This window comes from Pantoea sp. BJFS-204 (genome assembly GCF_049310725.1).
GTDB classification, from domain to species: domain Bacteria; phylum Pseudomonadota; class Gammaproteobacteria; order Enterobacterales; family Enterobacteriaceae; genus Pantoea; species Pantoea agglomerans.
The window spans coordinates 174,047-199,512 of the sequence record NZ_JBMOWE010000007.1 but is presented as its reverse complement, the minus strand read 5'-3'; the positions used below and the strand labels follow the sequence as shown (position 1 = coordinate 199,512).

Genomic DNA, 25,466 nt, shown 5'->3' with positions numbered 1-25,466 from the left:
ACACGCAAATGGCAGTGAGCATGAGTGCTGATTTCTTAAACTGGAAACACCCTCGCAGGCGGCATAGAATACACAACTCATTCTTGTTCCGCGCCCCTCTGGCCCGATTTTTTCAGGACACATCATCATGTCATCACCCGTGCTGACACAGCAGGACGCTCGCCAGCTGGTCGGCGAAATTTTCGTTTATCACATGCCGTTTAATCAGGCGCTGGGCCTGGAACTGATGCGCCTTGACGCAGACTACGCAGAGATCAGCTTCAATAACAAAACCATGCTGGTGGGCAACCAGGCGCAGCAGATTCTGCACGGCGGCGTTATCGCGTCGGTACTGGATGTGGCGGCGGGCATGGTCTGCGTCAGTAATGCGTTAACCCGTCAGGAAAGCATCAGCGAAGCGGATCTGCGCCAGCGTCTGTCACGCATGGGTACCATTGATATGCGCGTCGACTATCTGCGTCCCGGACGCGGCGAACGCTTCACCGCCACCAGCAGCCTGCTGCGCGCCGGTAACAAAGTCGCCGTGGCGCGCGTGGAACTGCACAATCAACAGGGCGATTATATCGCCACGGCTACCGCCACCTATCTTATCGGCTAACCACGCCATTGAATGGATCGCATATGGATACGCAACAAACCCGCCAGGGCGTTGGCTTTGCACTGGGCGCTTACTTTATCTGGGGCATTGCGCCCGCTTATTTCAAACTGGTAAAGCAGGTTCCCGCCACGGAAATCATGACGCACCGGGTGATCTGGTCTGCACTGTTTATGCTGTTACTGATTACCCTGAGCCGCAGCTGGCCCGGCGTTCGCAGCGTGTTGCGCCAGCCTAAAAAAGTGCTGCTGCTGGCGCTGACGGCCGTGACTATCGGCGGCAACTGGCTGCTGTTTATCTGGGCAGTCAACAATCAGCATATGCTGGAAGCCAGCCTGGGCTACTTTATTAACCCGCTGATCAACGTGGTGTTCGGCATGCTGTTTTTGCGCGAACGGTTTCGCCGCTTGCAGTGGCTCGCCGTGCTGCTGGCCACCGTCGGTGTGCTGGTGCAGCTGTGGCAGTTTGGCTCGTTACCGATCATCGCGCTGGGCCTGGCGCTGAGTTTTGCCCTGTATGGCCTGGTGCGTAAAAAGATTCAGGTCGATGCGCAGAGCGGCATGCTGATTGAAACTCTGTGGCTGTTTCCGCTGGCGGCGATTTACCTGTTTGGCTTTGCCGACAGCGCCACCAGCCACTTATCCGCCAACCCACTGAGTCTCAACCTGAAGCTGATAGCGGCGGGCATTGTGACCACCATTCCGCTGATGCTGTTTGCGGCAGCCTGCAGTCGTCTGCGACTTTCCACCGTAGGCTTCTTTCAGTATCTCGGCCCGACGCTGATGTTTGTGCTGGCGGTCGCGTTTTACGGTGAGACCATCACGCCAGACAAGATGGTGACCTTTGGCTTCATCTGGCTGGCGCTGCTGGTATTTGTCTGCGATGCGGTGGCGTTTTCATTCCGTTCCCGTTCGCGCATAGCGTGAAATAAAGCGCGCTAAAGCCGGGCCGGTCAGCAGGATGGTAAACAGACGCAACGTCTGCAACGCCATCACAAACGCCATGTTGACCTGGGTTCCTGCCGCAATGATCGCCACCGTGTCCAGCCCGCCTGGACTGGTGGCGAGATAGGCCGTCATCAGATCGATATCCAGCATTCGCGTCAGCATCCACGCCAGCCCGCCACACAACAGCATCAGCCCGAAGATCGAGGCCAGCATCTGCGGCAGCGTGCGCAGTGCCAGCAGAAAAATCGGGCGGGTGAAACGTAATCCCACGCTCCAGCCAATCAGTGCATAGGCCACAGCCAGCAGCCATTCCGGCACCTGTAACACCGCGATGTCGCTACTGTGCAGTGCTGCGCCCGCCAGCGCAGGCAGCAGCAGCGCGCCAGAAGGAATGCGCAGTCGGGTGCCCAGCCACGCGCCCGTCAGCATCACCACCAGGGTGATAACAAAGCCCTGATTCAGCGGCGGAAACCAGAGCAGCGAGACGCTGTGCGCCTCATCACCCAGCCCGATGCGTGCCACCAGTGCGGCCGCCGAGGCGACAAACAGCACCCGCAGATATTGCATGAATGCGACCAGCCGCACGTCAGCGCCAAAGTCACCCGCCATCGCCACCATGGCCGTTGCACCGCCCGGCGACGATCCCCATGCGCCGGTCGGGCCAGGCAGATGACTGAAGCGCACCAGCAGAAAACCTGACAGGCCGCTGGCCGCCAGCGTCAGCAGCAGCACCGCCAGCACGATCGGCCAGTCCTGGATCAGCGGGGCCAGAATCGAAGGCGACAGACTCTGCGCAATCATGCAGCCCAGTACGGCCTGAGCGAGCAGGAACAGCCGTTTATCAATTCGCAGCGTGGCACCCGACAGCCCCATCACTACACCCACAATCATCGGCCCCAGTAACAGCGCAGCGGGCACATGAAAATAGTGCAGCACCGCGCCCAGCAATACCGAGATCAGCAGCAGCAGCGTCCACTGCGCGCGCAACGAAAAAGCGTCCATAAGAAGTTAATAATTTGTAAAAACAGGAGGGTAAGATTACGCAGAAATGGGGACAGGAGCCAGCAGAACGGGCCATCTCAGATGGCCCGTTCTTATTTTAAAGCCAGTTTTTACGTTTGAAATAGAGATAAGGCGCCAGTCCGGCCAGAATCATCAGGCCGATCGCGGCCGGATAACCAAAGCTCCACTTCAGTTCCGGCATAAACTCAAAGTTCATCCCATAGCTGGAGGCCACCAGCGTCGGCGGCAGAAACACCACGGAGACCACCGAGAAGATCTTGATGATGCGGTTCTGCTCGATGTTGATGAAACCCATCGCCGCCTGCATCAGGAAGTTGACCTTCTGAAACAGTGATTCGTTATGCGGCAGCAGCGATTCGATATCGCGCAGAATTTCACGCGCCTGCTCCAGCTGATTGCCCGGCAAACGTGCTTTGCGTACCAGGAAGTTCAGGGCGCGCTGGGTATCCATCAGACAGAGACGCACCTTCCAGCCGATATCTTCCAGTTCCGCTAGTCGCGACAGCGCCTGATCGTACTCTTCGCCCTGCTGACCTTCCATGATCACCCGGCTGAGTTTCTCCAGTGCGCTGTAGATGTTCTCGATTTCGTCCGCCAGCTGTTCGATTTTGGTTTCAAACAGGTCAAGCAGCAGCTCAAAGGCATTGCCGTCGATCAGGGTCTGATTACGGGCGCGCATGCGATAGAGACGGAACGCAGGCAGCTCACGTTCGCGCAGCGTGTAGAGACGGCCTTCACGGATGGTGAACGCCACGGTGGAGTTACCGGCGTGATCGTCAGCATCTTCATAGAAGAAGAAGGAGTGGATATGCAGACCATCTTCATCTTCGAAGAAGCGTGCCGAGGCCTCGATATCCTCCAGCTCAGGCCGTGTTGCCAGACTCTGGCCCAGCTCAGATTGCACGCGATCACGTTCGCCCTCTTCCGGCTCGATCAGATCGACCCAGACAGAGGTCGTCAGTTTGTCGTTTTCGTCTTCCAGCTCCAGTCGCGTCAGGCGGCTGTGATCCAGTTTAAATGCGCTCAGCATAGCAATACTCCCCATTGCAGACTAAATGGGACAAGGCAGTCCGCCGTTCCTCAACATGGAACGGGCAGCCTGAACACGGAAACAGAGTTTCAGAGATAAATCAGTGCTGACTCGCGACGGAATCAAAAAGGGAGGTCGCTGATAACCGCTAAGGCTACCCGCGTAAAGAGGTAGCCTTAGATGTTATTCCTGGAATCCAGGTCATTGAGCCAGCATCGACTGGGCGTGTCCAAGGCATTGTCCTCTCATGATAATAGTGGGCGCATGTTACGCTGAGACGAAAAAGCCGTCAACCGCACGCTAAAGCGTTTCAAGCTTCGCGTAAGCCGCCACCAGCCACTTGATTCCCTGCCCCTGAAACGCCACCTGAAGACGGCTATGCTCGCCGCTGCCTTCCAGATTAATGATGGTGCCTTCGCCAAATTTTGCGTGATGAACACGCTGACCCAGCGCGAATCCACTGTCATTTTTGGTCACCGGGGCACCCATCCGCTGATGGTTTACCGGACGGCTGACGCTGGCGCGCAGACGCACTTCTTCTATGCACGCTTCGGGCAGTTCGCCGATAAAACGGGACGGACGGTGATACACTTCCTTACCATAGAGTCGGCGGGTTTCGGCGTAGGTCAGCGTCAGCTTGAGCATCGCACGGGTCACGCCGACATAAGCCAGACGACGCTCCTCCTCCAGCCGGCCACCTTCATCCAGTGACATCTGGCTCGGGAACATGCCCTCTTCCATGCCGACGATAAACACCTGGCTGAACTCCAGCCCTTTTGCCGAGTGGAGCGTCATCAGCTGAACCGCATCCTGCCATTTGTCTGCCTGGCCTTCGCCCGCTTCCAGCGCGGCGTGGGATAAAAAGGCCTGCAGTGGCATCAGATCTTCATCTTCATCCTGATAGCTGAATTGCCGCGTAGCGGTCACCAGCTCCTCAAGGTTTTCGATACGCGCCTGACCCTTCTCACCTTTTTCCTGCTCATACATCAGCCACAGGCCAGAGTCTTTGATGACCCGGTCGGTCTGAACATGCAGCGGTAACTCGGCGGTTTCGGTTGCCAGTGAATCAACCAGTTCACAGAAGCGTTGCAGCGCAGACGCGGCCCGGCCAGCCAGCGCACGGCTTTGCAGCAGTTCACGCGTAGCCTGCCACAGCGTCATCTGACGTTCACGGGCCGTCTGACGCACCACGTCGAGCGTGCGATCGCCCACGCCGCGGGTCGGGGTATTCACCACGCGTTCAAATGCCGCGTCGTCATTGCGGTTCGCCATCAGACGCAGATAGGAGAGCGCATCTTTGATCTCCTGACGTTCGAAGAAGCGCATGCCGCCATAAATACGGTACGGCATGCTGCTCTGCAGCAGCGCCTCTTCCAGCACACGCGACTGGGCGTTGCTGCGATAGAGAATGGCGCAGTCGTTAAGCGCGCCGCCGTTCTCCATCCAGACTTTGATGCGGTTGACCACGAAGCGTGCTTCATCCAGCTCATTAAAGGCGCAGTAGATCGAGATCGGTTCGCCATCGCTGCCTTCGGTCCAGAGCTCTTTCCCCAGGCGACCATTGTTGTTAGCGATCAGGGCGTTGGCGGCTTTCAGGATGTTATTGGTTGAGCGGTAGTTCTGCTCCAGACGGATCGTTTCCGCGCCGGGGAAATCCTGCAGAAAGCGCTGAATATTCTCGACCTGTGCGCCGCGCCAGCCGTAGATCGACTGGTCATCATCGCCCACGATGATCACCCGGCCGCTGTCGCCCGCCAGCATCCGAATCCAGGCATACTGAATGTTGTTGGTATCCTGGAACTCATCCACCAGCACGTTGGTAAAGCGTTCGCGGTAGTGATTAAGAATGTGTGGCTTGTTGAGCCATAACTCATGGGCGCGCAGCAACAGCTCGGCAAAGTCGACTAAACCGGCGCGATCACAGGCTTCCTGATAGGCCTGATAGATGCGCAGCCATGTCTGCTCAATCAGATTGCCGTAGCTTTCGATATGCTTTGGTCGCAGGCCTTCATCTTTTTTGCCATTGATGTACCACATGCCCTGACGCGCAGGCCACTGTTTGTCATCAAGGTTCATTGATTTGATCAGGCGCTTGAGCAGACGTAGCTGATCTTCGCTGTCGAGGATCTGAAAATCCTGTGGCAGACCGGCGTCAAGATGGTGGGCGCGCAGTAAGCGGTGCGCCAGACCGTGGAAGGTTCCGATCCACATTCCGCCCTGACTGGTGCCGATCAGATGCTCGATACGGTGACGCATCTCCGCTGCCGCTTTGTTGGTAAAGGTCACCGCCATAATCGAATAGGGCGAGCAGTTCTCCACCGACATCAGCCAGGCAATGCGATGCACCAGCACCCGCGTTTTACCACTGCCCGCGCCTGCCAGCACCAGCAGGTTACTGCGCGGTGCCGCAACGGCAGCGCGCTGATTGTCATTCAAACCATCGAGCAGTTCAGAAACGTCCATAAGCACCGATTACCAAAGAAAAAAACGCCGTCGTCACACTGATTATTCCGCCTGCCGCAGGGCATTATCGCTGCCAGTCAGGCGGCGCCACAGACGCCGGATAAGGGACGGCGGCAAAACAAAAGTGGAGACGACTGGATAAATTTACAGCCATTATAGCAGTGAGGTGAGTGATGCCAACCGCGAAATTTCGACATGCGGCAACAGGCGCGCATCCGGGATATGCATCAGATTGCCCTGCCGCAGGTTAATCCAGCAGGCCTGCAGCCCGCAGCGCAGTGAGCCCGCCACGTCGGTGGTCAGGTCATCACCCACGTGCACAATATGGTGTGGCGCGATATCAAGGCGTTGCGCGGCAAGCTGATACATATCCTGCCACGGCTTGGCGCGCCCGTCCGGGCCGGCCCGCAGTGTGAAGCGGAAGTATTCGGCAATGCCCATTTTTTCCGGGCAGGCGTTGCCGTTGGTGACCGCCACCAGCGGGATTTTCTCCGCCAGGGCTTTCAGCGTCTGGTGCGTCTCATCCGGCATCTCGACCTGACTCCGCCACTGATGGAAGACCGCCATTACTTCTGCCGCACCCGCGGAGGCTTCAGCGGCAGAGAGGCCGATATTCAGCATCGCCAGCTCAACCGAACGGCGTCGCCACTCCGAAACATCATGATAGATATCAGGTTCGCGCTGCAGCAGCTCATCGCGCAACTGCTGATAATCCTGCGGCGTGAAGTCACGCAGCGCCGGATGAAAAGCCTGTAACGCGGCATGGGACTCCAGGGTGGTACGACGGATGACCGGGTAGTTATCGTAGAGTGTGTCATCAAGGTCGAAGGTCATGGCTTTTATGGCCGACAGCGGACGATAAAACTTCATTCGTTCTTTCCTCGTTTGGCGCGGGGATGCGCAGCGTCATACACCGAAGCCAGATGCTGGAAATCGAGATGGGTATAGATCTGGGTCGTCGACAGGTTTGCATGGCCCAGCAACTCCTGCACGGCGCGCAGGTCACCGCTGGATTCCAGCAGATGCGTGGCAAATGAGTGTCGTAGCTTATGCGGATGGATATGGCTGGCCACGCCCTGTCGGATGCCCCATTCGGCAAAGCGTTTCTGCACGTTGCGTGGCGAGATGCGGTTGCCGCGCGTCGAAAGAAACAGCGCATCATCCTGGCCGCCAAAGGTTTCACGCAGCGGCAGCCAGTGCTGGATCCAGGCGACCGCCGTGCGACCAATCGGTATCCGGCGCTCTTTGCTGCCCTTACCGACTACCCACACTTCGCCTGAATCGAGATCGACGTGGCGACAATCCATATTCACCAGTTCAGAGAGACGCAAACCGCCGCCATACATCACTTCCAGCATCGCCCGATCGCGCACCGCCAGCGGATCGCTAAGGTCGATCTCCAGCAGCTGATTTACTTCATCAACATCAATGTTTTTAGGCAGATGGCGTGCTTTACGCGGCGTCATCACCCCTTTGGCCGGGTTGGCAGAAAGCAAACCCTGGCTCACCTGCCAGTCGAGAAAACTGCGCAGGGCGGAGAGCCGCAACGCGAGGCTGCTGGCGGCCAGTCCGGCGCGACGGCTGCGCGCCGCCATGCTGCGCACCTGCGCCGGTTCCAGCTGTGCCCAGCTGCTGAGCTTCATCTCATCAGCAATCGCCACCAGCGCGGCAAGCTGTCGCGCATAGCTGCTCTGGGTTAACGGACTGAGCTGGCGCTCCACTTTCAGGTAGCGCAGAAATCCGTCGACGGCCTCCTGCAGCGCGCTGCTCATGCGCGTTCAACCCAGCGGGAGAGCAGATCAGGCATCATCTGCGACAGATGCTGCAACAGCAGTGTCCCCATGCCCGATTGATAGTGCTGGCTGTCACGACTGCTGAACACCAGCACGCCGAGATCGCCCTCCTCACCCATCAGCGACATGGCAACCGACCCGATCGCTTTGGCCTGCGGCAACAGCAGCAGCAGTTCCGGCCCGTTAATGTTGCCAAGATAGTGATGCTGGTTACCGAAGCGCTGAATACGCAGCGGTTCAAACGCCTGACGCGAGAGGCTCAGCTGAAAGAAATCGGAGGGCGCGCCCAGCAGCCATTTATCACTGAACAGCCGCACATTGGCACCCGCCAGGCCCAGCTCACGCGCCCAGCGATGCAGACGGTTGAGCATATCCTGCAGCGAGTCAGCCGCGGCCAGATGGCTCTCCAGCGACAGCAGACGGTCAAACAGTTCGTGGTTAGCGCTGGCCTGCTCCATCAGCAGCGTGATCTCTTCTTCCAGCCGCTGAATATGGTTGCGTTGCCGCGCCATATGCCATTCGACCAGAGAGACGCTGCCACGCACCGGATGCGGCACGGCCATCTGTTCAACTGCACGGGCATTGCGGATAAAGAAATCGGGATTCTGCCGCAGATAATCACTGACGGCCTGATCGTCCAGCAGAACCGAACTGTCAGCCTGCTCTTCGATATTTTTCATAGATGAATAAACCCATCGTAGACGTGTGTCGCAGGCCCGGTCATATAGAGCGGCTGACCGGCGCCTTTCCAGGTGATGTGCAGCGTTCCGCCAGGCAGGTCGACACGGACTTTGGGTGCCAGAATGCCCTGCTGAATGCCACATGCAACGGCAGCACAGGCGCCGCTGCCGCACGCCTGCGTTTCACCCGCTCCGCGTTCGTAGACGCGCAGGCGGATATGTTCGGGATTGATGATCTCCATAAAACCGACATTGACGCGATCCGGGAAGCGTTCATGACTCTCCAGAATCGGACCCAGCAGTTCAACCTGCGCGGTTTTGACACTTTCGACCTGGATAACGCAGTGCGGGTTGCCCATCGACACCGCACCCAGCATCACCGTCTGTTCGGCCACGCGCAGCAGATAGAGATTTTCGGCCTTGTTGGCGCGGAACGGCACCTGCTGAGGCTCAAAGTTTGGCTCGCCCATGTTCACGCGCACCTGGTCGTCAGGCGTGACGGTCAACACCATGCGGCCATTCTGCGTACTGACCCGGATGTCACTTTTGTTGGTCAGCCCTTTCAGCTGAACAAAGCGGGCAAAGCAGCGCGCGCCGTTGCCGCACTGTGCGACTTCACTGCCGTCAGCGTTGAAAATGCGATAGTGGAAATCGAGATCGGGATCGTAAGGCGGTTCAACAATCAGCAGTTGATCAAAACCGATCCCCAGATGACGATCGGCCAGCCGGCGGATCAATTCCGGCGAAAAGAAGACGTTTTGTGTCACCGCATCCACAACCATAAAATCGTTGCCGAGACCGTGCATTTTGGAGAACTGCATTTTTTGCTCCGCCGGATAAGCCATCAGATTAGTTCGCTTTTACGCCTGAATTGCCGGTAACCAGCCCGCCGACATCGGCTTTAGAGGCATCCGCTTTCTGGCGGTCGGTTGGGGCTTGTTGTTTCTTCGGCTGATCCTTCGGCGGGAAGTAGAGCGGTCCTTTCAGACCACAACCTGCAAGGCTGATTACTGCCAGTGTCATGGCCAACAGGCTTATTACTTTCTTCATTCTTTATGCTCTTCATGTCCTTTACCTGGATGCTTATCATCGCAGTTGAAGGTGGAAAAGCAACAGGAAATGCCCGCAAATAGCGTGAAGCGGGTGACAAGCCGGGAAGATAACGGCCACCTGCAGAGCGCAGGCAGCCCGTCAGCATCAGTGCACCTGATAGCGTGGCTGATAGTCGCTGTTGTCGTTGTCAGGCTGCGAGGTACACAGCTGCGTCAGCGTCTGGCTACGGAACGGAATCACCTGGAATCGCTCACCGGTGTTCACAATCTGGTAGAACTGCGGCAGGTTGAAGTTGATAAAGCTTGAACCATAGGTAAAGCGATCGTGCGATGAGGAGTAGAACCGGCTGACATCGCGCACCAGCTCCTCTTTACTGCCTTCACAGTGATGATAGACCTCAACCCGATTGGTCTCATCGAGGATGTAGATATTGAAGCCGCGCTCATCGGTGGTGTTTTCAAAGAAGAACTGAATAATGCCTTCGCTGGCATACCCATTGACCACCGGTGGCAGCGGCGTCTGATTCGTTTCGACTTTGATCGACAGTCCGTGCAGCTTGTTGTTGGAGATCGCGCCATAAAACTCAACCGCGTTTTCCAGCTTCTGCACTGAAACGCTCATGCGTTCAAAGAACAGGCCCCAGGTCTCGCCCGCCATACGCAGCGCTTTAAAGCGACCCGGCTCCTGACGTGTGCTGGAGAGGCGAAGCTCAATGCATTCTGAGACCAGCTGCTGTACCCGCGTCCGGATCAGACCGCGCAGATGCTGGCTGTAGCAGAACACTTCCACCGTATCGGGCGGTGCAGCATCCTGATGCATCTTGCCGAGAATGGTTTTCAGCCCTTCGATCATCGCCTGTTCGCCGCTGAAGTGCAGCGTACGCACCTCATTCCAGGAGTTGCGATAGAGCAGATCGATGCTGCCAATCAGGCACTGCTGCTGCTGACCAAAACTAAAGACATCCAGCTTACGGAAGTCGAAGTGCACCACCTGATTGCGGAAGGCCGCCGTCGGATCGTGTTCAAGGTTAACAATAATCGCAAGGTGCCGGATTTCGCATGGACTGTAGAGCGCTTTTGGCGTCGGCGAGGGCAGACGCAGCGGGAAGTGGCTGGAAACATCGTTAACCAGCTCCTGCAGACGCGCCAGATCGCAAACCTCATTGCCTTTAATATGCAGCCGGGTTTTACGGGTCAGCAGTCCATTGAACCACGCCCACGCCACCAGCTTGTTCAGGTAGCGGTTATATTCCAGCGGCTGATGGCTGATAATCGAATCCATGTCCGGCGCCTGGTTATAGAGATACCAGCCGGAACGGTTGGCACGGCCAGGCGGCACATGAATAAAGGTCAGATTGGGTTCGGAGAGATCGGGCGAAATCTGCGGATTCACCAGCGTCACTTTGCCCGGCAGCGCTTCAAACGCGGCATACAGTTTACGGGTCAACACACCGATATCCTGCGGGCTGGCGCTGACGCTTAAGTTATTGCGACGGGCAAAGCGGATCAGATTGCGATAACTCTGCATCATCGCATCCAGCAATTCATTATGGGCTTCGCGCACCCGCTCGATTTTCCACTCAGCGCGATTATCCAGAATGGCAATCTTCTCTTCGTTCCAGCCCCACTCTTTGACCAGCTGCGATAAAATTTCGCGACGCCAGCCGGTGCGGTGCTGATGATCTTCGGTGCTGAGCTTTTCACACACTTTGAGGTAGAAACAGCGACGCACCAGGTCGAGACGCGGCTGATCGTCAACGCTGGTGAGATAGTGCGTAACGCGCTCCAGCATCATGCAGTAAGGATCAAGCCCGAAGCAGATGATTTCACCGTCATGCAGGCGCTGTTTGATATCCATCGCCAGTAGCTGCGTATTCGGGTATTCCCAGCTGTAGGCTTCCAGCAGCAGCGTTTTCAGTACGGCTTTATACGGGGAGTCGATGCTTTTATAGAGCTGCCACAGGCTGGCGCCGAAATACTCTTCCGCCGACAGCGTGCCGAGGCCGCCAAGATCGAGCCACTCATTAGGGGTCAGCACGCCTTTGGCGTAGAGCGACATTACGTAGTCGTCGTAATTGTGCTCTTCTTCGCCCGGCACCATATTCCACAGGATGCGTTTACCCGCCATACGAACTGCCGTACGGTAGAACTCATCCAGCAGTAAAATGTGTTGTGTTGAACCGCAATCTTCACCGCCCAGACTGCCGCTTTCGTTGTGGCGGAAGCGGTTTTCATCAATCAGAAAGAAACTCACCTCTACGCCCATTGAAACGCACCACTTCTGCAGCAGCGTACATTTGCGCTGCAGATTCAGACGCTCTTCATTATCAAGCCAGGATTGATGGCAGACCCAGATATCGAGATCCGAGACGCTGTTCTGGCCGACAGATGAGGTGCTGCCCATAGAATAGATCGCCGTAATCGGCATTTCGCCTTTCGGCGCATCGGCATGACGCAGATCGCTGTCGCCGGTGAGATCGGCCAGCAGCTGACGCTGATTTTCATCAGGCGTGAAGAAGCTGATGCCATGTGGAACGCTACCTTCAAGGTAACCCGGCATCTGCGGATGTTGATAATGTAATAAGGTTGGCAGCAGACTGTAGACGCGCTGAAAAGCGGGTCCCATAGCAGCCAGCGCACGATCAACGCGCAGCTGGTTGATTGCATCCAGTCTCTGTTTCAGTGTCTCAATGTAGAGGTACAAGACGTTTCGCCTGATTGTCCCAGTGTTTAAGCACCCTGTTTCCACACTCTGCCGCTTATAAAGTAAAAAAGTGGGCAGATAATTGCTGGAAACGTGATCAATCTAACACCCTGCAGATTGACCGTAAAGAAAGTTGCGCTACCTGACAGTTTAGCACGTTCTTACCAGCTTCCCGCCTTTTCAGCTCTGGTTCCCACGTTATGGCTTAATAAACCGGCCTGAAACCGCACGCAGGCCGTTTTCAATCCGTTGAAACTGACAGTCTTCACCCAGAGATGATAGGATATTCAGTGAACGATAAAAATGGTTAACAGCATGTTAGACAAAATTTTCAGAATTGCTACAAGACAAAGCCCGCTCGCATTATGGCAGGCACATTATGTACAGCAACGACTCATGAGTGCCCATCCGGGACTGCGCGTTGAGCTGGTGCCTATGGTCACGAAAGGTGACATCATCCTTGATACGCCGCTGGCAAAAGTGGGTGGCAAAGGGCTGTTTGTCAAAGAGCTTGAGCTGGCGATGCAGGATGGCCGTGCCGATATGGCGGTGCACTCGATGAAGGATGTGCCGGTCAATTTCCCGGAAGGTCTGGGCCTGGTAACCATCTGCGAGCGCGACGATCCGCGCGATGCGTTCGTTTCTCATCATTATGACTCCATCGACGCGCTGCCACAGGGTGCCATTGTCGGCACGTCCAGCCTGCGCCGTCAGTGCCAGATTAGTGCGCGCCGTCCGGACCTGGTGATCCGCTCGCTGCGGGGCAATGTCGGCACCCGCCTCGGCAAGCTTGATGCCGGAGAGTATGACGCGATTATTCTTGCTGTCGCCGGGCTGAAACGCCTGGGACTGGAAGATCGCATTCGTCAGGCGATGCCTGCCGAAGTTTCCCTGCCCGCCGTGGGTCAGGGTGCGGTCGGCATTGAATGCCGTCTGGACGACACCACCTTAATTGGCCTGTTGCAGGCGCTGAATCACGATGACACCGAAGTCTGTGTCCGAGCGGAGCGCGCCATGAATACCCGTTTAGAGGGTGGCTGCCAGGTGCCAATCGGCAGTTTCGCGGTGCTGGAAGGCGATGACCTCTGGCTGCGCGGCATGGTCGGCGCACCGGATGGCCGGGTCATGGTCAGCGGCGAACGCCGTGGTCCCCGCGCTCAGGCTGAACAGATGGGTATTTCACTGGCCGATGAACTGCTGAATGGCGGCGCGCGTGAAATCCTGAAAGAAGTTTACCAGGGGCAGCCGCCGGCATGACCATTCTGGTGACGCGCCCGGAACCCGCAGCGGCAGAGCTGGTGTCACGCCTGCATGCCCTTGGCAAACAGGCGTGGAGCCTGCCGCTGATCGAATTTGCGCCGGGCGCTGATCTCACCTCTCTGCCACAAAAGCTCGCCGCACTTCGCCCTGGCGACCTGGTTTTTATCCTTTCTCAGCAGGTTATACATTACGCACAACACACCGTCACAGCATGGCCCGCTGAGCTGGACTATTATGCAATTGGTCGCAGCACCGCCCTGGCGTTTCATACCGCCAGCGGACAGCAGGTAACCTGGCCTCATGCACATGAAACCAGTGAAGAATTGATCCAGCTGAATACCCTTCAGCAGGTTGCGGGTAAACGTGCGCTGATCCTGCGTGGCGATCCTGGACGCGAGTTGCTGGCTCAGACGCTAACCTGGCGAGGTGCTGAGGTGTCGTTTGCAGCCTGTTATCAGCGCTGCCAGAAGTATTATGATGGACCCGTTGAAGGACGCCGCTGGCGCGATCGCGGTGTCTCCGTGCTGGTGGTGACCAGCGGTGAAATGTTACAACAGCTTTTTTCGCTGTTCCCCGCAGTTGATCGCGAGGAATGGCTGCTCAACTGCCGACTGGTTGTCGTCAGTGAACGTTTGGCTACCCTGGCCGCAGGATTGGGTTGGCAGGATATTCAGGTAGCCTATGGTGCCGATAACGATGCGCTGCTGCGCGCGTTACGCTGAACTTTAACAATGGGATGTGCCACATATGACGGAACAAAAAGACTCCTCCGCCATGGTTGAAGAAACCACCCCAGCGGTCGACCGCTCTCCTTCCAGCAACAGCACACCACCGCGTAATGCGAAAAATGGTGGCATGGTGCTGGGTGCAGTTGCGATTGTCATTGCGCTGGCGATTGGTGCGGGTTTATACCTTAACGGGAAACATCAGGCTGATTTACAGGCACAAACCAATCAGAAGCTGAGCGAACAATTAAGCGCGTTGCAACAGCAGGCCAGCAGCGACAAACAGCAGCTGACTCAGCAACTGAGCGGCGCTGAAACCGCGTTGCAGACAGCCCAGACACAGCAGAACGCGTCAGCAAAAGAGCTGGAAACCCTGCGTGAAAAAGTGGCCGTGATTTCTGGCAACGACGTGCGCAGCTGGTTGCTGGCACAGGCGGACTATCTGGTGAAACTGGCTGGCCGCAAACTCTGGAGCGACCAGGATGTCACCACCGCCGCTGCACTGCTGAAAAGCGCCGATGCCAGCCTGGCCGACATGAACGATCCCAGCGTCATGAATGTGCGTCGTGCGCTGACCCAGGATATCAGTAACCTCTCTTCGGTTACGCAGGTCGATTATGACGGCGTGATCCTCAAACTGAACCAGCTGTCGAACAACGTTGATAATCTGCGTCTGGCCGATAATGACAGCGATGATGCGCCGATGGACAGCGATGGCGGTGAACTGTCAGGTTCCGTGCGCGAATGGCGTCAGAATCTGGTGAAAAGCTGGCATAACTTTATGGATGATTTTATTACCATCCGCCGCCGCGATAACACCGCCCAGCCGCTGCTGGCACCTAATCAGGATGTTTACCTGCGTGAGAATATCCGCTCGCGTCTGCTGATTGCTGCTCAGGCGGTACCGCGTCATCAGGATGAGATTTATAAACAATCTATCGACACCGTGTCCGCGTGGGTTCGCGCCTGGTACGACACCAATGATGCCGCTACCAAAGCCTTCCTTGCCCAGTTGGATGAGCTGAGCCAGCAGAACATCAATATGGATCTGCCGGATAACCTGGAAAGTCAGCCGTTGCTGGAACAGCTGATGCAGACCCGCGTCCGGAACCTGTTAGCGCAACCTTCTGCCGCTGCTAATCAGCAGGGAGGCTAAGCATGCTTAAGGTATTTATCCTCTTTATCCTGCTGATTGCTGGCGTGGTGCTGGGACCGATGATTGCCGGTCATCAGGGTTACGTGCTGATTCAGACCGATAACTGGAACATCGAAACCAGCGTCACCGGCCTGGTCATTATCCTCATCCTCAGCCTGCTGGTGATTCTGGCCGTGGAATGGCTGCTGCGCCGCGTGCTGCACACCGGCGCGCGTACCCGTGGCTGGTTTACCGGACGTAAACGCCGTCGCGCCCAGCGTCATACTCAGTCGGCACTGATGAAGCTGGCAGAAGGCGATCACCGTCAGGTGGAAAAACTGCTTTCTAAAGATGCCGATCACGCTGATGTGCCAGTGGCGAACTACCTGCTGGCAGCAGAAGCTGCGCAACAGCGTGGTGATGAAATCCGTGCCAATCAGCATCTTGAACGTGCTGCAGAGCTGTCGGAGAGCAACACCATTCCGGTAGAAATTGCCCGCGCACGTATTCAGCTGGCACGTAACGAAGATCATGCTGCGCGTCATAGCATTGACCGTCTGCTGGAAGTGGCACCGCGTCATCCTGAAGTGCTGCGCCTGGCCGAACAGGCGTATGTCCGTACTGGTGCCTGGAGTGCATTGCTGGATATTCTGCCCGCCATGCAGAAGGCGCAGGTCGGCGATGAGCTGCATCGTGATGCATTACAGCAGCAGGCCTGGCTGGGTCTGATGAATCAGGCGATGGCCGACCAGGGCAGCGATGGGCTGAAGCGCTGGTGGAACGATCTGAGCCGCAAAACCCGTCAGGAAACGACGCTGCAGGTGGCCATGGCGGATCATTTGATTGAATGCAACGATCACGACACCGCGCAATCGATCGTGCTGGAGGGCCTCAAGCGTCATTATGACGATCGTCTGGTACTGTTGATGCCTCGCATCAAAAGCGGTAATCCGGAAGCGCTGGAGAAAGTATTGCGCCAGCAAATCAAACAACACGGCGCAACACCGCTGCTGCACAGTACGCTGGGGCAGTTGCTGATGCGTCATGGTGAATGGCAGCAGGCTGCTGAGTCACTGCAGCAGGCGCTGGCACAGCGTCCTGACGCGTTTGATTATGCATGGCTGGCGGATGTTTATGATCGTCTGCGTCGCCCGGAAGAAGCGGCGAAGATGCGTCGTGAAGGGTTGTTGCTCACCTTGAAGAACAATCCCAACGCCTGATCCTCTTTTCATACCTGATAAAGCCGGGCTTGCCCGGCTTTTTTGTGCCCGCAATCTGCCAGCACGCTTTCGCAGGCAAAAAAAAACACCTGCCAGTGGCAGGTGTAAGATCAGGTCGGTAAGACAACCGGGAGGTACCTGACTCAACGTGGTGTCTGTTAACCCTGTAAGGCTTTCGCGATACAGGCAGGCAGACAACAGGTACCTAAAATTGGCTCTGCATCATTCCCAGGTTTATGTAGCATCAGCAGACATAAGAGGTGGAATGAGCATCTACAGCAGAAGTATTGCACAAACCGTGCCAGGTTTATGATTATTTTTAAAATCACAATAAATCAGCAGGTTAAATAATTAGCTCAAAACTTCATTCAACAGGCCTTTCGGGAAATGTCGGTATCCAGCGACAGCTGGCATTTTCTCTGTCTCTGAATGGAGACAGCAAGGCAAATCTCTCTGTGAAATCAACAATAACAATGACTTATTTGTCGGCAATTCACGACGCTGTTGCTCCTGTTTAAGCAACTTTATCTGACAACTGGCGAAATCAAGGGTGAGCTGGCATCAAAGGATTAGCTAACAAGCAGCCCGCTCTCACTGCTGTGCGGGCTTCAGGGAGGCATACGCCTTACGCAAAGACGTCAAAAGACGCCATCCTCAGCGCGGGCGATTACGCACCTCATCCCTGAGGTGCGCCCGTAGTCGGGCCAACGCTTTGCGTTGTTCAAAAACGCTCCTGGCGTTTTTATCCGGGCGGCGCGATGCTTTGCTACAGGCGTATGCTCCCTTCGCTTCACGTATGGCAGACGCATCTGATACTTACAAGGACGCTTCAGACAAATGACAGATCTAAACCCGGATGCATCTGACCACAGCGCATAAGCTCAACGCGCAGGGAGCATGGTCAGAAGAGGAAAGCGTCCCACGCCAGGGACGGCGTGGGCCGAGCGGCCATGGATGGCTTAAGCGACTTTCCGATCTGACCATGTTCCCTTCGCAGGCTCGGATTTACAGCAAACTTATTTAGCTGTACCCACCTAAACCTCCTTCCGAGGTCCTCATCCTCTTTTCTGCAGACGAAAAAAAACCTGTCTTTTCAGACAGGTTTCTAAAATGGTCGGCGAGAGAGGATTCGAACCTCCGACCCACTGGTCCCAAACCAGTTGCGCTACCAAGCTGCGCTACTCGCCGATTTTTTTAACTGTTTTGCCTGGTGCGAAGAGAGGGACTTGAACCCTCACGTCCGTTAAGACACTAACACCTGAAGCTAGCGCGTCTACCAATTCCGCCACCTTCGCGTTTCCCAGCAAAATCTGGGGTGGCTAATGGGACTCGAACCCACGACAACTGGAATCACAATCCAGGGCTCTACCAACTGAGCTATAGCCACCACAATACTTAATGTCACAAGTTAAAAACCTGCAGCATTTAAATCTCTACTGCCAACCGCGGTAAATCAACCACCGAAGCTCATGCGCACAAACGATATGGCGCGCCCGACAGGATTCGAACCTGAGACCTCTGCCTCCGGAGGGCAGCGCTCTATCCAGCTGAGCTACGGGCGCGTAGCGCCGTTGCGGATGTGCATACTAGAGATAAGCGCCCATCGTGTCTAGTGCTTTTTAAATAAAAAGACGCGTTTGATTACGCTTTGTGCATTTTGTCGACAAATAGTGCATTTCCACTCTCACAACGCGTAAAAATGCGGCATTTATCAGCAATATCAGAGATCGCCACGCCAGTGATAGCGCAAATATTTAAGCAGTTTTAATTGCCGGCGCAGGCGGCCAGGCTGCCGAATCAGACGATAGAGCCACTCCAGCCCCAACCGCTGCCAGATCTCAGGCGCTCGCTTCACATGGCCGGTGAAAACATCGTACGTTCCACCCACGCCCATATAGAGCGCATCAGGCCAGTGCGCACGGCACGCCAGCATCAACAGCTCCTGACGGGGCGACCCCAGCGCTACAGTCACCAGCTTCGCGCCGCTGGCCGCAATCCGGGCAAAAAGCGCATCCTGATCGGCTGGCGCAAAATAGCCGTCCTGCGCCCCGACAATATTCACATTCCACTGACGACGTAGCTTATCGCAGGTTTCATCCAGCACCTGCTGACGACCGCCGATAAGAAATACAGGCGTCCCTTCCCGCCCGGCGCGTTCCATCAGCGCTTCCCATAAATCAGCACCCGCAATGCGCTGCACCGACGCGTGTGGATACTTTTTACGAATCGAGCGCACAATGCTGATGCCATCGGCGTACGCATACTCCGCCTGCGCTAACAGCGTGCGTAATCCCTCATCCCGCTCAGCGGTCAGGATCTTCTCCGCATTAATCGCCACTAAAATACCGCTGCGTACGCTCTGCGGCGGCATCAGAAAATTCACCGCCGACGGCATGTTTTCGAAGCCATACAACTCAACGCCGCGGATCCGGTACTGCGGCGTCTCAGTTAACTTTGTCATATCTTCCGTCAATCCCAGAGGCTACTCAGAGCGGGCTGTGCAACACCCGCCTGCTGCGGTCGCGAATCAAACCTGCGCGATCCAGTAACCAGAAAAGTAATTTAGCCATGCCCAGACAGGCAGCAAAAATGATGCAGAAAAACACCACGCGTGAACCGAACGCATCAAGGCCTTCGCGTGCCAGCACGATCATGTTAAAGACCGCGCCAAAACAGAAGCTTTGCAGGATGGCGCCGGTGTAACGGTTGGTCTCAAGGCAGCCACGCTGATAGATCGCATCAAAGGCTTTTATAATCATCCCTACCGCGACCGCACCGATCGGAATCGCCCAGACGCCGCCCATCACCACCAGCGACCCTATCAGCGTGGGTGAAATTGCCAGGCCAGAATGGTTGTTCAGCACTTCCCAGGTGAAGTAGTTAGCACTGTTTAACACTGCCAGCGGCCGATCCGGCCAGAGCCAGGTCGGAATGAAAACGTAGAAATCACGCCACAGCGGTGCCAGCCCCTGAAACTCAATTCTGGCGTAGTTATCCAGCAGCAAGGCGAGATTCTCCCACGGCGAGAAGGTATCACGCGTCAGATAGAGGAAAGTATAAAATGCTTCATCGCCCATAACGTCGAGGTTATAGCGGCGCAGTGCCAGCCAGAACATTCCTGCAATCGCCAGCACGCCCGCCGTTGCCAGCATCCACAAAGTGATCCAGCCACGGGTAATCCCGATAAACAGGAACAGGGCAAACGCAATAATGATATTGGCGCGGGTACCGCCCACCAGCGCGTAGGTCAGTAAACCAAAGGCAACGGTCACCACCAGGAACAGCAGCCAGTTGCGGCGCGTCGGGCTCAAAAAGTAGGGGATCAGCATCGCCGGAATAAAGAAATAGAAGAAGCGCTTAAGCGCTACACCCGACACTTCACTGGAGAAAATCTGGTTATAGGCAGTCAGGCGGAACAGCAGAAAACCGTTATTTATGAAGAACACCGTCACCGTACCCAGCGCCACCAGCGCCAGGATCACGCAGGTCAGATGGGTTTCGACGCGATTCATCTGCAGCCAGGGCTTCGCCGGAGACGCGCTGGCGGGTTTCAGCCGCACTTTATAGCTGACGTAATAAATGGCGTAAAACGCCGTGGCCGACAGCAGCGCCTCCAGCAGGTTCTCAACCGGCACCACTTCGACATTAAAGCGAAACACCAGCACGGAGGTCAGCGGGAAGCCGAAGTAAAAGGTCAGTAAGAACAGCAGCGTGAAGAACAGATGAAAGTTAAAACGGACGCGCTTAAACTCCCGCCAGGTCAGGGTCAGGATAAAAACCAGCGACAGCAAATAGACCACCAGCAGGCCGCCAAACTGCATAAGACTCATGACAACTCCCCTTCGCTGAGCTGTAACGCGGCCCGCCAGCCCGCCAGATAACCCGGCGCAAAAAAGGCGATAGCCTGTTTATCACAGCTCATCAGCTGACGACGTGCCTCGGCGATCACCGCAGGCGACAGCGTATCTTCACTGAACAATACCGGAAGCTGCTGCTCTGCCACATCACGCCAGAATGGATTTTTGCGGGTCAGGACAAACGGCACGTTGGCCTGAATCAGCAGGCAGAGTGTTCCCACCCCTTGCTGACGTTCAAACATAAAATAGCCGACATGGCAGCGCGCCAGCAGGGCTAAGTAATCATCAAACGCCAGGTTTTCACGCATCAGACTCACCTGCCCGTTCGGGAACAGCGCATCGGCAGCGGCCTGAATCTGGCTGATATAAGCCTCATTACCTGGCGGATAGCCCAAAGGGACCTCGATACGCACCTGCTCGCCAAACTGCGCGTGAATCGCTTTTAAACCTTCGATATGCCGGTTACTCGGATCGCCCGAGTTGCCCAGCAACAGCGTAAAAGGCTCCGACGGGACAGATTCAACGGCTGCGGCGGGCATTCTGGTGGGAAAATAGAGCAGTGAACCGGGTACGCGCCGATGGCGCTGCTGATAGTGATGCAGGTCGCCCCGGGTCGCAAAAACCTGTGCAACCCGCCCCTGCGCTATCCGGCGGACCAGATAGAACAGACGGAACTTCAGGCTGCGCGAATCTTCATAAAGATCGGCGCCCCAGACGTGCCAGAAGAGCTGTGAACGACGCAGCTTACCGCTGAGTAACGCCAGCCAGATCCACGGGTTAAACTGTCCGTGGCAGAAAAAACGCTGCTGACGATTTCTGGCCCGTTGCAGTACCGCCTGCGCCAGCACTTTCTTGCTGGTAAAGCACTCGATCTGCAACGCACTGAACGGCGCCAGGCTCTCAGGCTGCTGCGTCACCACCATAAAATGACGTGGCGCAGCCGCAGGCTGCTCAACGCTGAGTACGTCGTTGAAAAAGCGCAGCACCGTAAGATTGTGGTGGGGAATGTCCGATCCCAAAACGTGAATTAAAGTCATTTTTTCCGGCAGTAAACAATAAAAGCGCCACAACACAGGGCAAAGTAAGCCATATAGGTAAACATATAGGCCTGCGCCGCACCCGTCGCGCCATGTAACGGGATCAACCAGCGTGAAAACAGGGTCAGCAACAGGAACTGGCTGATCTCAGTCAGAACATAAAAGCGCAGCGAGGCTTTGGCGATAACCAGATATCCGAAAACATAGGCGCCGACCTTAAAAACATCGCCGCACAGCTGCCAGACAAAGAGATCGCGCATCCCGCGAAACGCTTCAGAGAACAGCAGGCTGATGGCGAAATCGCGCAGTACCCAGACACCCAGGCTGGCAACCGCCACGGCGGGCAGGACAAAGCGCAGTGCACGGCCAATCTCGCGCGCGATGTCGCGTTTGTTATCCAGCCGCGCCAGCGTCGGCAGCAGCCAGACGCTAAACGTCGCGGTAATAAACTGCAGATAGGCATCGGAAATGCTGGTGACGCCCTGCCACAATCCGACCTGTGCCCAGCCCTGCTGCTCCGCCAGCAGATTACGCATCAGCACCCAGGCGACCGGCAGGGTCACGGCAGTGATCAGCGCCATCAGCGTATATTTTGCCAGATTACGGGCCAGCTCAGGATGCCATTGCGGACGCAGCCAGCTAAGCGGCAGCGGCGCACGGCGTTTCAGCATCAGGAGTGCAGGCAGCAGCAGCAAAGCCGGTACCAGCGCCAGCCCGGTCAGCGCACCCTGATAGCCGCCCAGCCACCAGCAGAGCAGATAGCCCGCCACGCCAATCAGGCTGCCGAGAATCAGCGCCAGCGCATTACCGCGCGCGTCGCGATAGCCCTTCAGCAGTGCAAGGGTAAAGTTGGCCCAGGCGATGCCGAGCTGAAGAAAGGCCACCACGCGGATGACGCCCTGATAGCGGTCGTGACCAAACAGCGCGATGCTGATGGGTGCCGCCGCCAGCAGAAACAGCAGCGCCAGCACACCGGAAAAGCCCAGTACCATGGTTGATGCCGTGCCCACCATCGCCCGCAATTGCTCGGGCTGCTGCTGATACTGCGCCACATAGGTGGTGACGCCATTAAAGATGCCTGCGCCCGCCAGCACACCCAGCACGGTGATCAACTGACGGAAGTTCCCCGCCTGGCCGACACCCTCGGGTCCGAAGCTGACCGCCAGCAGTTTGACGACCAGCAGGCCGGCCACAATTTTTACCAGCGTGGACGATGCGGTCCACACTGAGGCTCTGGCTAATGACATCAGGAAAAGAAGCTCAGCAGTGAGCTGATAACCGTGCTCTGGTTATTATCCGACAGGTTATAAAACAGCGGCAGACGCAGCAGGCGTTCACTTTCCCGCGTGGTAAAGCGATCGTCGCCGACAAACTGCGAGAACCGCTCACCGGCGGGCGAACTGTGCAGCGGAATATAGTGAAACACCGTCAGTATCTCGGCTTCTTTCATCCAGTTTATCAGCGCCTGACGATCGTCCTGATCGCGCAGTTTGATGTAGAACATGTGCGCATTGTGTTCACAGCTGGCGGGGATCACCGGCAGGCTGATGCGTCCCTGAGCCGCCAGCGGCTGCAGCGCATCGTAATAACGCTGCCAGATGCGTAACCGCTGCTGGTTAATACGTTCAGCGGCTTCCAGCTGCGCCCAGAGATAGGCTGCCTGCAGATCGGCCATCAGATAGCTCGATCCCATATCGCGCCACGTGTATTTATCGACCTGACCCCGGAAGAACTGGCTGCGGTTGGTGCCTTTTTCCCGCACGATCTCGGCGCGCTCGACCAGGCTGGCGTCGTTAATGAGCGTCGCGCCACCTTCGCCGCCGGCGGTGTAGTTCTTGGTTTCGTGGAAACTGAAGCAGCCAATATGACCGATGGTGCCGAGCGCACGACCTTTGTAGCGTGACATCACGCCCTGCGCCGCATCTTCAATCACAAACAGCTTATGCTTTGCCGCCACCGCCATAATGGTGTCCATTTCACAGGCCACGCCTGCGTAATGGACCGGCACAATGGCGCGGGTTTTTTCAGTGATGGCCGCTTCGATCAGCGTTTCATCAATGTTCATGGTGTCCGGGCGTACATCGACAAACACAATGCGGGCGCCGCGCAGCACAAAGGCGTTGGCGGTAGAGACAAAGGTGTAGCTCGGCATAATCACTTCATCGCCGGGCTGCAGATCGATTAACAGCGCCGCCATCTCCAGCGAAGCGGTACAGGAGGGGGTCAGCAGCACTTTTTTGCTGCCAAAACGCTGCTCCATCCACTGCTGACAGCGACGGGTAAATCCACCATCGCCGCACAGCTTGCCGCTGTTCATCGCCGACTGCATATACTCAATTTCTGTGCCCACAATCGGGGGCGCATTAAATGGAATCATGACCTTTCCTGTAAAACCAGTACGCGGTGCTGTCGAGCCGGGCACCGCTGCGTAAATAGAGGCGCATCGCCGTGAGATTGCTGAGCTGGGTAGCAACCCGAAGCTGAGCCAGCTGTCGTACCCGCGCCCAGTCTGCTGCTGCCAGCATCAGTCGCTGACCCAGCCCCTGGCCCTGCGCGTCGGGCAGTACGCCCAGCAGGCCAATGCGGGCATCGCCATCCACCGCGCGCAGCGAAACAAATCCCTGCAGCTGACCCGCGGCATCGCTTGCCACCAGACACTGATCGTCAAACGCCCCGCGTACCGCATTTTCAATCCACTGCGCATAGAAGCGTCCGCTGGCGTCCGGCGCATACCAGGGCGCGCGAAAACGACTCTGGCTGAAGAGCTGTGAGGCAGCATCGCGCAGTAGCGGGATCTGGGCTTCGCGCGCAATGCGAATTCCCGCCTGCCGTTCAGTCTGTTTCAGCGCCAGCGTCAGATCTGCTTCGCCTTCTGCCAGCCGGAACTGATGCTGCTGCAGCGTATCAATCAGTGCCGTCTCGCTGGCAGCGACTTTTATCTGCATCAGCGCACAGGGATGACGCAGCGCCTGTTCCAGCGGAATGTCACCTTGCGGCTCCAGCCGCACGGTATCAACACCGAAGAATGCGCTCTCCCAGCTAAGGGGATTAATATTGACGTGGACGGGCATGTAATAAATCCAGCAGGTATTGGCCGTAGCCGGTTTTTGTCAGCGCTTCACCCGCGGCCCGCAGCTGGTCATCACTCAGCCAGCTGTTGCGCCAGGCAATCTCTTCCAGGCAGGCAATTTTAAAGCCCTGACGTTTTTCCACCGTCTGCACAAACATGCTGGCTTCCACCAGGCTGTCGTGCGTGCCGGTATCCAGCCAGGCAAAACCTCGTCCCAGCAGTTCGACCGTCAGCTCACCACGCTCCAGATACATCTGGTTAATGGCCGTGATTTCCAGCTCGCCCCGCGCTGAGGGTTTCACCTGTTTCGCGAATTCAATAACCTGATTGTCATAAAAATAGAGCCCGGTTACTGCCCAGCGCGATTTCGGCTGCTGTGGTTTCTCTTCAATCGAGATCGCCTTGAAGTTATCGTCAAACTCCACCACGCCGAAACGTTCCGGGTCCATGACCTGATAGCCGAACACCGTTGCGCCACGATTCTGTTCAACAACTTTGCGGAGCTTGGGGCTGAAGCCCTGGCCAAAATAGAGGTTATCACCCAGAACCAGGCAGCAATTATCCTCGCCGATAAAGGATTCGCCGATGATAAAGGCCTGCGCCAGCCCATCGGGACTTGGCTGCACCGCATAGCTGAGGCGTATCCCAAATTCACTGCCATCGCCCAGCAGCCGTTCAAACTGCGCCCGATCTTCCGGCGTGGTAATTAACAGGATGTCGCGAATACCCGCCAGCATCAGCACGGAGAGCGGATAGTAGATCATCGGTTTGTCGTAAACCGGCAGAAGTTGCTTTGATACTGCACGGGTTATCGGGTGTAACCGCGTGCCCGACCCTCCCGCTAAAATGATGCCTTTCATCGCTGCTCCTTACGC

General features: G+C 56.6%; 23 protein-coding genes and 4 tRNA genes. 6 read left to right on the top strand and 21 right to left on the bottom strand.

Annotation, left to right across the window (positions count from 1 at the left end; all coding sequences use genetic code 11):
- Nucleotides 1-127: 127 nt before the first annotated feature.
- Nucleotides 128-598, top strand: coding sequence for a thioesterase family protein (locus tag ACO6VX_RS18540; RefSeq protein WP_010257304.1), 471 nt, complete (start codon nucleotides 128-130; stop codon nucleotides 596-598).
- 23 nt (nucleotides 599-621) lie between these two features.
- Nucleotides 622-1,521, top strand: coding sequence for an EamA family transporter RarD (gene rarD, locus ACO6VX_RS18535; protein ID WP_010257306.1), 900 nt, complete (start codon nucleotides 622-624; stop codon nucleotides 1,519-1,521).
- Here the strand turns inward: rarD and ACO6VX_RS18530 are convergent.
- From ACO6VX_RS18530 to ACO6VX_RS18485, 10 genes are all read right to left on the bottom strand, one after another.
- Nucleotides 1,492-2,544: an AbrB family transcriptional regulator gene (locus tag ACO6VX_RS18530; protein WP_122889802.1), complete on the bottom strand. Its 1,053-nt coding sequence runs from the start codon at nucleotides 2,542-2,544 to the stop codon at nucleotides 1,492-1,494. The two genes, rarD and ACO6VX_RS18530, sit on opposite strands and share 30 nt — an antisense overlap.
- Nucleotides 2,545-2,641: 97 nt before the next feature.
- Nucleotides 2,642-3,595 carry a magnesium/cobalt transporter CorA gene (gene corA, locus ACO6VX_RS18525; protein WP_003854370.1) on the bottom strand — a complete coding sequence of 318 codons (954 nt, stop codon included), beginning with the start codon at nucleotides 3,593-3,595 and terminating at the stop codon, nucleotides 2,642-2,644.
- Nucleotides 3,596-3,771: 176 nt separating this feature from the next.
- A complete protein-coding gene (ysgD, locus tag ACO6VX_RS18520) occupies nucleotides 3,772-3,828 on the bottom strand; it encodes a YsgD/CorL family protein (protein ID WP_353748370.1) in 57 nt (18 codons plus the stop codon).
- A gap of 67 nt (nucleotides 3,829-3,895) precedes the next feature.
- On the bottom strand, nucleotides 3,896-6,058 hold the full coding sequence (uvrD, locus tag ACO6VX_RS18515; RefSeq protein ID WP_422458257.1) for a DNA helicase II: 2,163 nt from the start codon (nucleotides 6,056-6,058) through the stop codon (nucleotides 3,896-3,898).
- 153 nt (nucleotides 6,059-6,211) lie between these two features.
- Nucleotides 6,212-6,928 carry a 5-amino-6-(5-phospho-D-ribitylamino)uracil phosphatase YigB gene (gene yigB, locus ACO6VX_RS18510; protein ID WP_422458256.1) on the bottom strand — a complete coding sequence of 239 codons (717 nt, stop codon included), beginning with the start codon at nucleotides 6,926-6,928 and terminating at the stop codon, nucleotides 6,212-6,214.
- Complete coding sequence (gene xerC / locus ACO6VX_RS18505; protein ID WP_010671674.1) at nucleotides 6,925-7,830, bottom strand: tyrosine recombinase XerC; 906 nt, start codon at nucleotides 7,828-7,830, stop codon at nucleotides 6,925-6,927. The genes yigB and xerC overlap by 4 nt, the downstream gene beginning before the upstream one ends.
- Nucleotides 7,827-8,531: a DUF484 domain-containing protein gene (locus ACO6VX_RS18500; protein ID WP_010257324.1), complete on the bottom strand. Its 705-nt coding sequence runs from the start codon at nucleotides 8,529-8,531 to the stop codon at nucleotides 7,827-7,829. The genes xerC and ACO6VX_RS18500 overlap by 4 nt, the downstream gene beginning before the upstream one ends.
- On the bottom strand, nucleotides 8,528-9,352 hold the full coding sequence (gene dapF, locus ACO6VX_RS18495) for a diaminopimelate epimerase (protein ID WP_010257326.1): 825 nt from the start codon (nucleotides 9,350-9,352) through the stop codon (nucleotides 8,528-8,530). The genes ACO6VX_RS18500 and dapF overlap by 4 nt, the downstream gene beginning before the upstream one ends.
- Nucleotides 9,353-9,380: 28 nt before the next feature.
- Nucleotides 9,381-9,581 (bottom strand): LPS translocon maturation chaperone LptM, encoded by a 201-nt coding sequence (gene lptM, locus ACO6VX_RS18490; protein WP_010257328.1) that lies wholly within the window; start codon nucleotides 9,579-9,581, stop codon nucleotides 9,381-9,383.
- Nucleotides 9,582-9,728: 147 nt separating this feature from the next.
- Nucleotides 9,729-12,287 (bottom strand): class I adenylate cyclase, encoded by a 2,559-nt coding sequence (locus ACO6VX_RS18485; RefSeq protein WP_010257330.1) that lies wholly within the window; start codon nucleotides 12,285-12,287, stop codon nucleotides 9,729-9,731.
- Nucleotides 12,288-12,602: 315 nt separating this feature from the next.
- Between ACO6VX_RS18485 and hemC the strand changes: the two genes are divergently transcribed.
- Genes hemC through hemY form a run of 4 tightly spaced genes read left to right on the top strand, consistent with a single transcriptional unit; the run spans nucleotide 12,603 to nucleotide 16,627 of the window.
- On the top strand, nucleotides 12,603-13,544 hold the full coding sequence (hemC, locus tag ACO6VX_RS18480; RefSeq protein WP_033780891.1) for a hydroxymethylbilane synthase: 942 nt from the start codon (nucleotides 12,603-12,605) through the stop codon (nucleotides 13,542-13,544).
- Nucleotides 13,541-14,269, top strand: coding sequence for a uroporphyrinogen-III synthase (hemD, locus tag ACO6VX_RS18475; protein WP_422458255.1), 729 nt, complete (start codon nucleotides 13,541-13,543; stop codon nucleotides 14,267-14,269). The genes hemC and hemD overlap by 4 nt, the downstream gene beginning before the upstream one ends.
- Nucleotides 14,270-14,294: 25 nt before the next feature.
- Nucleotides 14,295-15,428: a uroporphyrinogen-III C-methyltransferase gene (gene hemX, locus ACO6VX_RS18470; protein WP_010257336.1), complete on the top strand. Its 1,134-nt coding sequence runs from the start codon at nucleotides 14,295-14,297 to the stop codon at nucleotides 15,426-15,428.
- Nucleotides 15,429-15,430: 2 nt separating this feature from the next.
- Nucleotides 15,431-16,627: a protoheme IX biogenesis protein HemY gene (hemY, locus tag ACO6VX_RS18465; protein ID WP_422458254.1), complete on the top strand. Its 1,197-nt coding sequence runs from the start codon at nucleotides 15,431-15,433 to the stop codon at nucleotides 16,625-16,627.
- A 1,111-nt stretch (nucleotides 16,628-17,738) separates the two neighbouring features.
- On the opposite strand, the gene ACO6VX_RS18460 is transcribed toward hemY, so the two are convergent.
- From ACO6VX_RS18460 to rfbA, 11 genes are all read right to left on the bottom strand, one after another.
- Nucleotides 17,739-17,815, bottom strand: a tRNA-Pro gene (locus ACO6VX_RS18460).
- 20 nt (nucleotides 17,816-17,835) lie between these two features.
- A tRNA-Leu gene (locus ACO6VX_RS18455) sits at nucleotides 17,836-17,922 on the bottom strand.
- Nucleotides 17,923-17,938: 16 nt separating this feature from the next.
- Nucleotides 17,939-18,014, bottom strand: a tRNA-His gene (locus ACO6VX_RS18450).
- Between the two features lie 98 nt (nucleotides 18,015-18,112).
- A tRNA-Arg gene (locus ACO6VX_RS18445) sits at nucleotides 18,113-18,189 on the bottom strand.
- 158 nt (nucleotides 18,190-18,347) lie between these two features.
- Nucleotides 18,348-19,088, bottom strand: a complete 741-nt coding sequence (wecG, locus tag ACO6VX_RS18440) for a lipopolysaccharide N-acetylmannosaminouronosyltransferase (RefSeq protein ID WP_031292610.1) — start codon at nucleotides 19,086-19,088, stop codon at nucleotides 18,348-18,350.
- 25 nt (nucleotides 19,089-19,113) lie between these two features.
- Entirely contained in the window at nucleotides 19,114-20,457 is a 1,344-nt protein-coding gene (gene wzyE, locus ACO6VX_RS18435) for an ECA oligosaccharide polymerase (protein ID WP_050680438.1), read from the bottom strand.
- Complete coding sequence (locus tag ACO6VX_RS18430; protein ID WP_122889801.1) at nucleotides 20,454-21,521, bottom strand: TDP-N-acetylfucosamine:lipid II N-acetylfucosaminyltransferase; 1,068 nt, start codon at nucleotides 21,519-21,521, stop codon at nucleotides 20,454-20,456. Before ACO6VX_RS18430 ends, wzyE begins: the two co-directional genes overlap by 4 nt.
- Nucleotides 21,518-22,768, bottom strand: a complete 1,251-nt coding sequence (gene wzxE, locus ACO6VX_RS18425; protein ID WP_010257347.1) for a lipid III flippase WzxE — start codon at nucleotides 22,766-22,768, stop codon at nucleotides 21,518-21,520. The genes ACO6VX_RS18430 and wzxE overlap by 4 nt, the downstream gene beginning before the upstream one ends.
- Nucleotides 22,768-23,898 carry a dTDP-4-amino-4,6-dideoxygalactose transaminase gene (rffA, locus tag ACO6VX_RS18420; RefSeq protein WP_422458253.1) on the bottom strand — a complete coding sequence of 377 codons (1,131 nt, stop codon included), beginning with the start codon at nucleotides 23,896-23,898 and terminating at the stop codon, nucleotides 22,768-22,770. Before rffA ends, wzxE begins: the two co-directional genes overlap by 1 nt.
- Nucleotides 23,885-24,592 (bottom strand): dTDP-4-amino-4,6-dideoxy-D-galactose acyltransferase, encoded by a 708-nt coding sequence (rffC, locus tag ACO6VX_RS18415; RefSeq protein ID WP_010257353.1) that lies wholly within the window; start codon nucleotides 24,590-24,592, stop codon nucleotides 23,885-23,887. The genes rffA and rffC overlap by 14 nt, the downstream gene beginning before the upstream one ends.
- Entirely contained in the window at nucleotides 24,570-25,451 is an 882-nt protein-coding gene (gene rfbA, locus ACO6VX_RS18410) for a glucose-1-phosphate thymidylyltransferase RfbA (protein WP_010257356.1), read from the bottom strand. Before rfbA ends, rffC begins: the two co-directional genes overlap by 23 nt.
- Nucleotides 25,452-25,466 lie beyond the last annotated feature (15 nt).

What these genes read in the sequence shown, in the direction of transcription:
- ACO6VX_RS18540 (WP_010257304.1), top strand. Translation starts at nt 128, where the DNA reads ATGTCATCACCCGTGCTGACACAGCAGGACGCTCGCCAGCTGGTCGGC.
- rarD (WP_010257306.1), top strand. Translation starts at nt 622, where the DNA reads ATGGATACGCAACAAACCCGCCAGGGCGTTGGCTTTGCACTGGGCGCT.
- ACO6VX_RS18530 (WP_122889802.1), bottom strand. Translation starts at nt 2,544, where the DNA reads ATGGACGCTTTTTCGTTGCGCGCGCAGTGGACGCTGCTGCTGCTGATC.
- corA (WP_003854370.1), bottom strand. Translation starts at nt 3,595, where the DNA reads ATGCTGAGCGCATTTAAACTGGATCACAGCCGCCTGACGCGACTGGAG.
- uvrD (WP_422458257.1), bottom strand. Translation starts at nt 6,058, where the DNA reads ATGGACGTTTCTGAACTGCTCGATGGTTTGAATGACAATCAGCGCGCT.
- yigB (WP_422458256.1), bottom strand. Translation starts at nt 6,928, where the DNA reads ATGAAGTTTTATCGTCCGCTGTCGGCCATAAAAGCCATGACCTTCGAC.
- xerC (WP_010671674.1), bottom strand. Translation starts at nt 7,830, where the DNA reads ATGAGCAGCGCGCTGCAGGAGGCCGTCGACGGATTTCTGCGCTACCTG.
- ACO6VX_RS18500 (WP_010257324.1), bottom strand. Translation starts at nt 8,531, where the DNA reads ATGAAAAATATCGAAGAGCAGGCTGACAGTTCGGTTCTGCTGGACGAT.
- dapF (WP_010257326.1), bottom strand. Translation starts at nt 9,352, where the DNA reads ATGCAGTTCTCCAAAATGCACGGTCTCGGCAACGATTTTATGGTTGTG.
- lptM (WP_010257328.1), bottom strand. Translation starts at nt 9,581, where the DNA reads ATGAAGAAAGTAATAAGCCTGTTGGCCATGACACTGGCAGTAATCAGC.
- hemC (WP_033780891.1), top strand. Translation starts at nt 12,603, where the DNA reads ATGTTAGACAAAATTTTCAGAATTGCTACAAGACAAAGCCCGCTCGCA.
- hemD (WP_422458255.1), top strand. Translation starts at nt 13,541, where the DNA reads ATGACCATTCTGGTGACGCGCCCGGAACCCGCAGCGGCAGAGCTGGTG.
- hemX (WP_010257336.1), top strand. Translation starts at nt 14,295, where the DNA reads ATGACGGAACAAAAAGACTCCTCCGCCATGGTTGAAGAAACCACCCCA.
- hemY (WP_422458254.1), top strand. Translation starts at nt 15,431, where the DNA reads ATGCTTAAGGTATTTATCCTCTTTATCCTGCTGATTGCTGGCGTGGTG.
- wecG (WP_031292610.1), bottom strand. Translation starts at nt 19,088, where the DNA reads ATGACAAAGTTAACTGAGACGCCGCAGTACCGGATCCGCGGCGTTGAG.
- wzyE (WP_050680438.1), bottom strand. Translation starts at nt 20,457, where the DNA reads ATGAGTCTTATGCAGTTTGGCGGCCTGCTGGTGGTCTATTTGCTGTCG.
- ACO6VX_RS18430 (WP_122889801.1), bottom strand. Translation starts at nt 21,521, where the DNA reads ATGACTTTAATTCACGTTTTGGGATCGGACATTCCCCACCACAATCTT.
- wzxE (WP_010257347.1), bottom strand. Translation starts at nt 22,768, where the DNA reads ATGTCATTAGCCAGAGCCTCAGTGTGGACCGCATCGTCCACGCTGGTA.
- rffA (WP_422458253.1), bottom strand. Translation starts at nt 23,898, where the DNA reads ATGATTCCATTTAATGCGCCCCCGATTGTGGGCACAGAAATTGAGTAT.
- rffC (WP_010257353.1), bottom strand. Translation starts at nt 24,592, where the DNA reads ATGCCCGTCCACGTCAATATTAATCCCCTTAGCTGGGAGAGCGCATTC.
- rfbA (WP_010257356.1), bottom strand. Translation starts at nt 25,451, where the DNA reads ATGAAAGGCATCATTTTAGCGGGAGGGTCGGGCACGCGGTTACACCCG.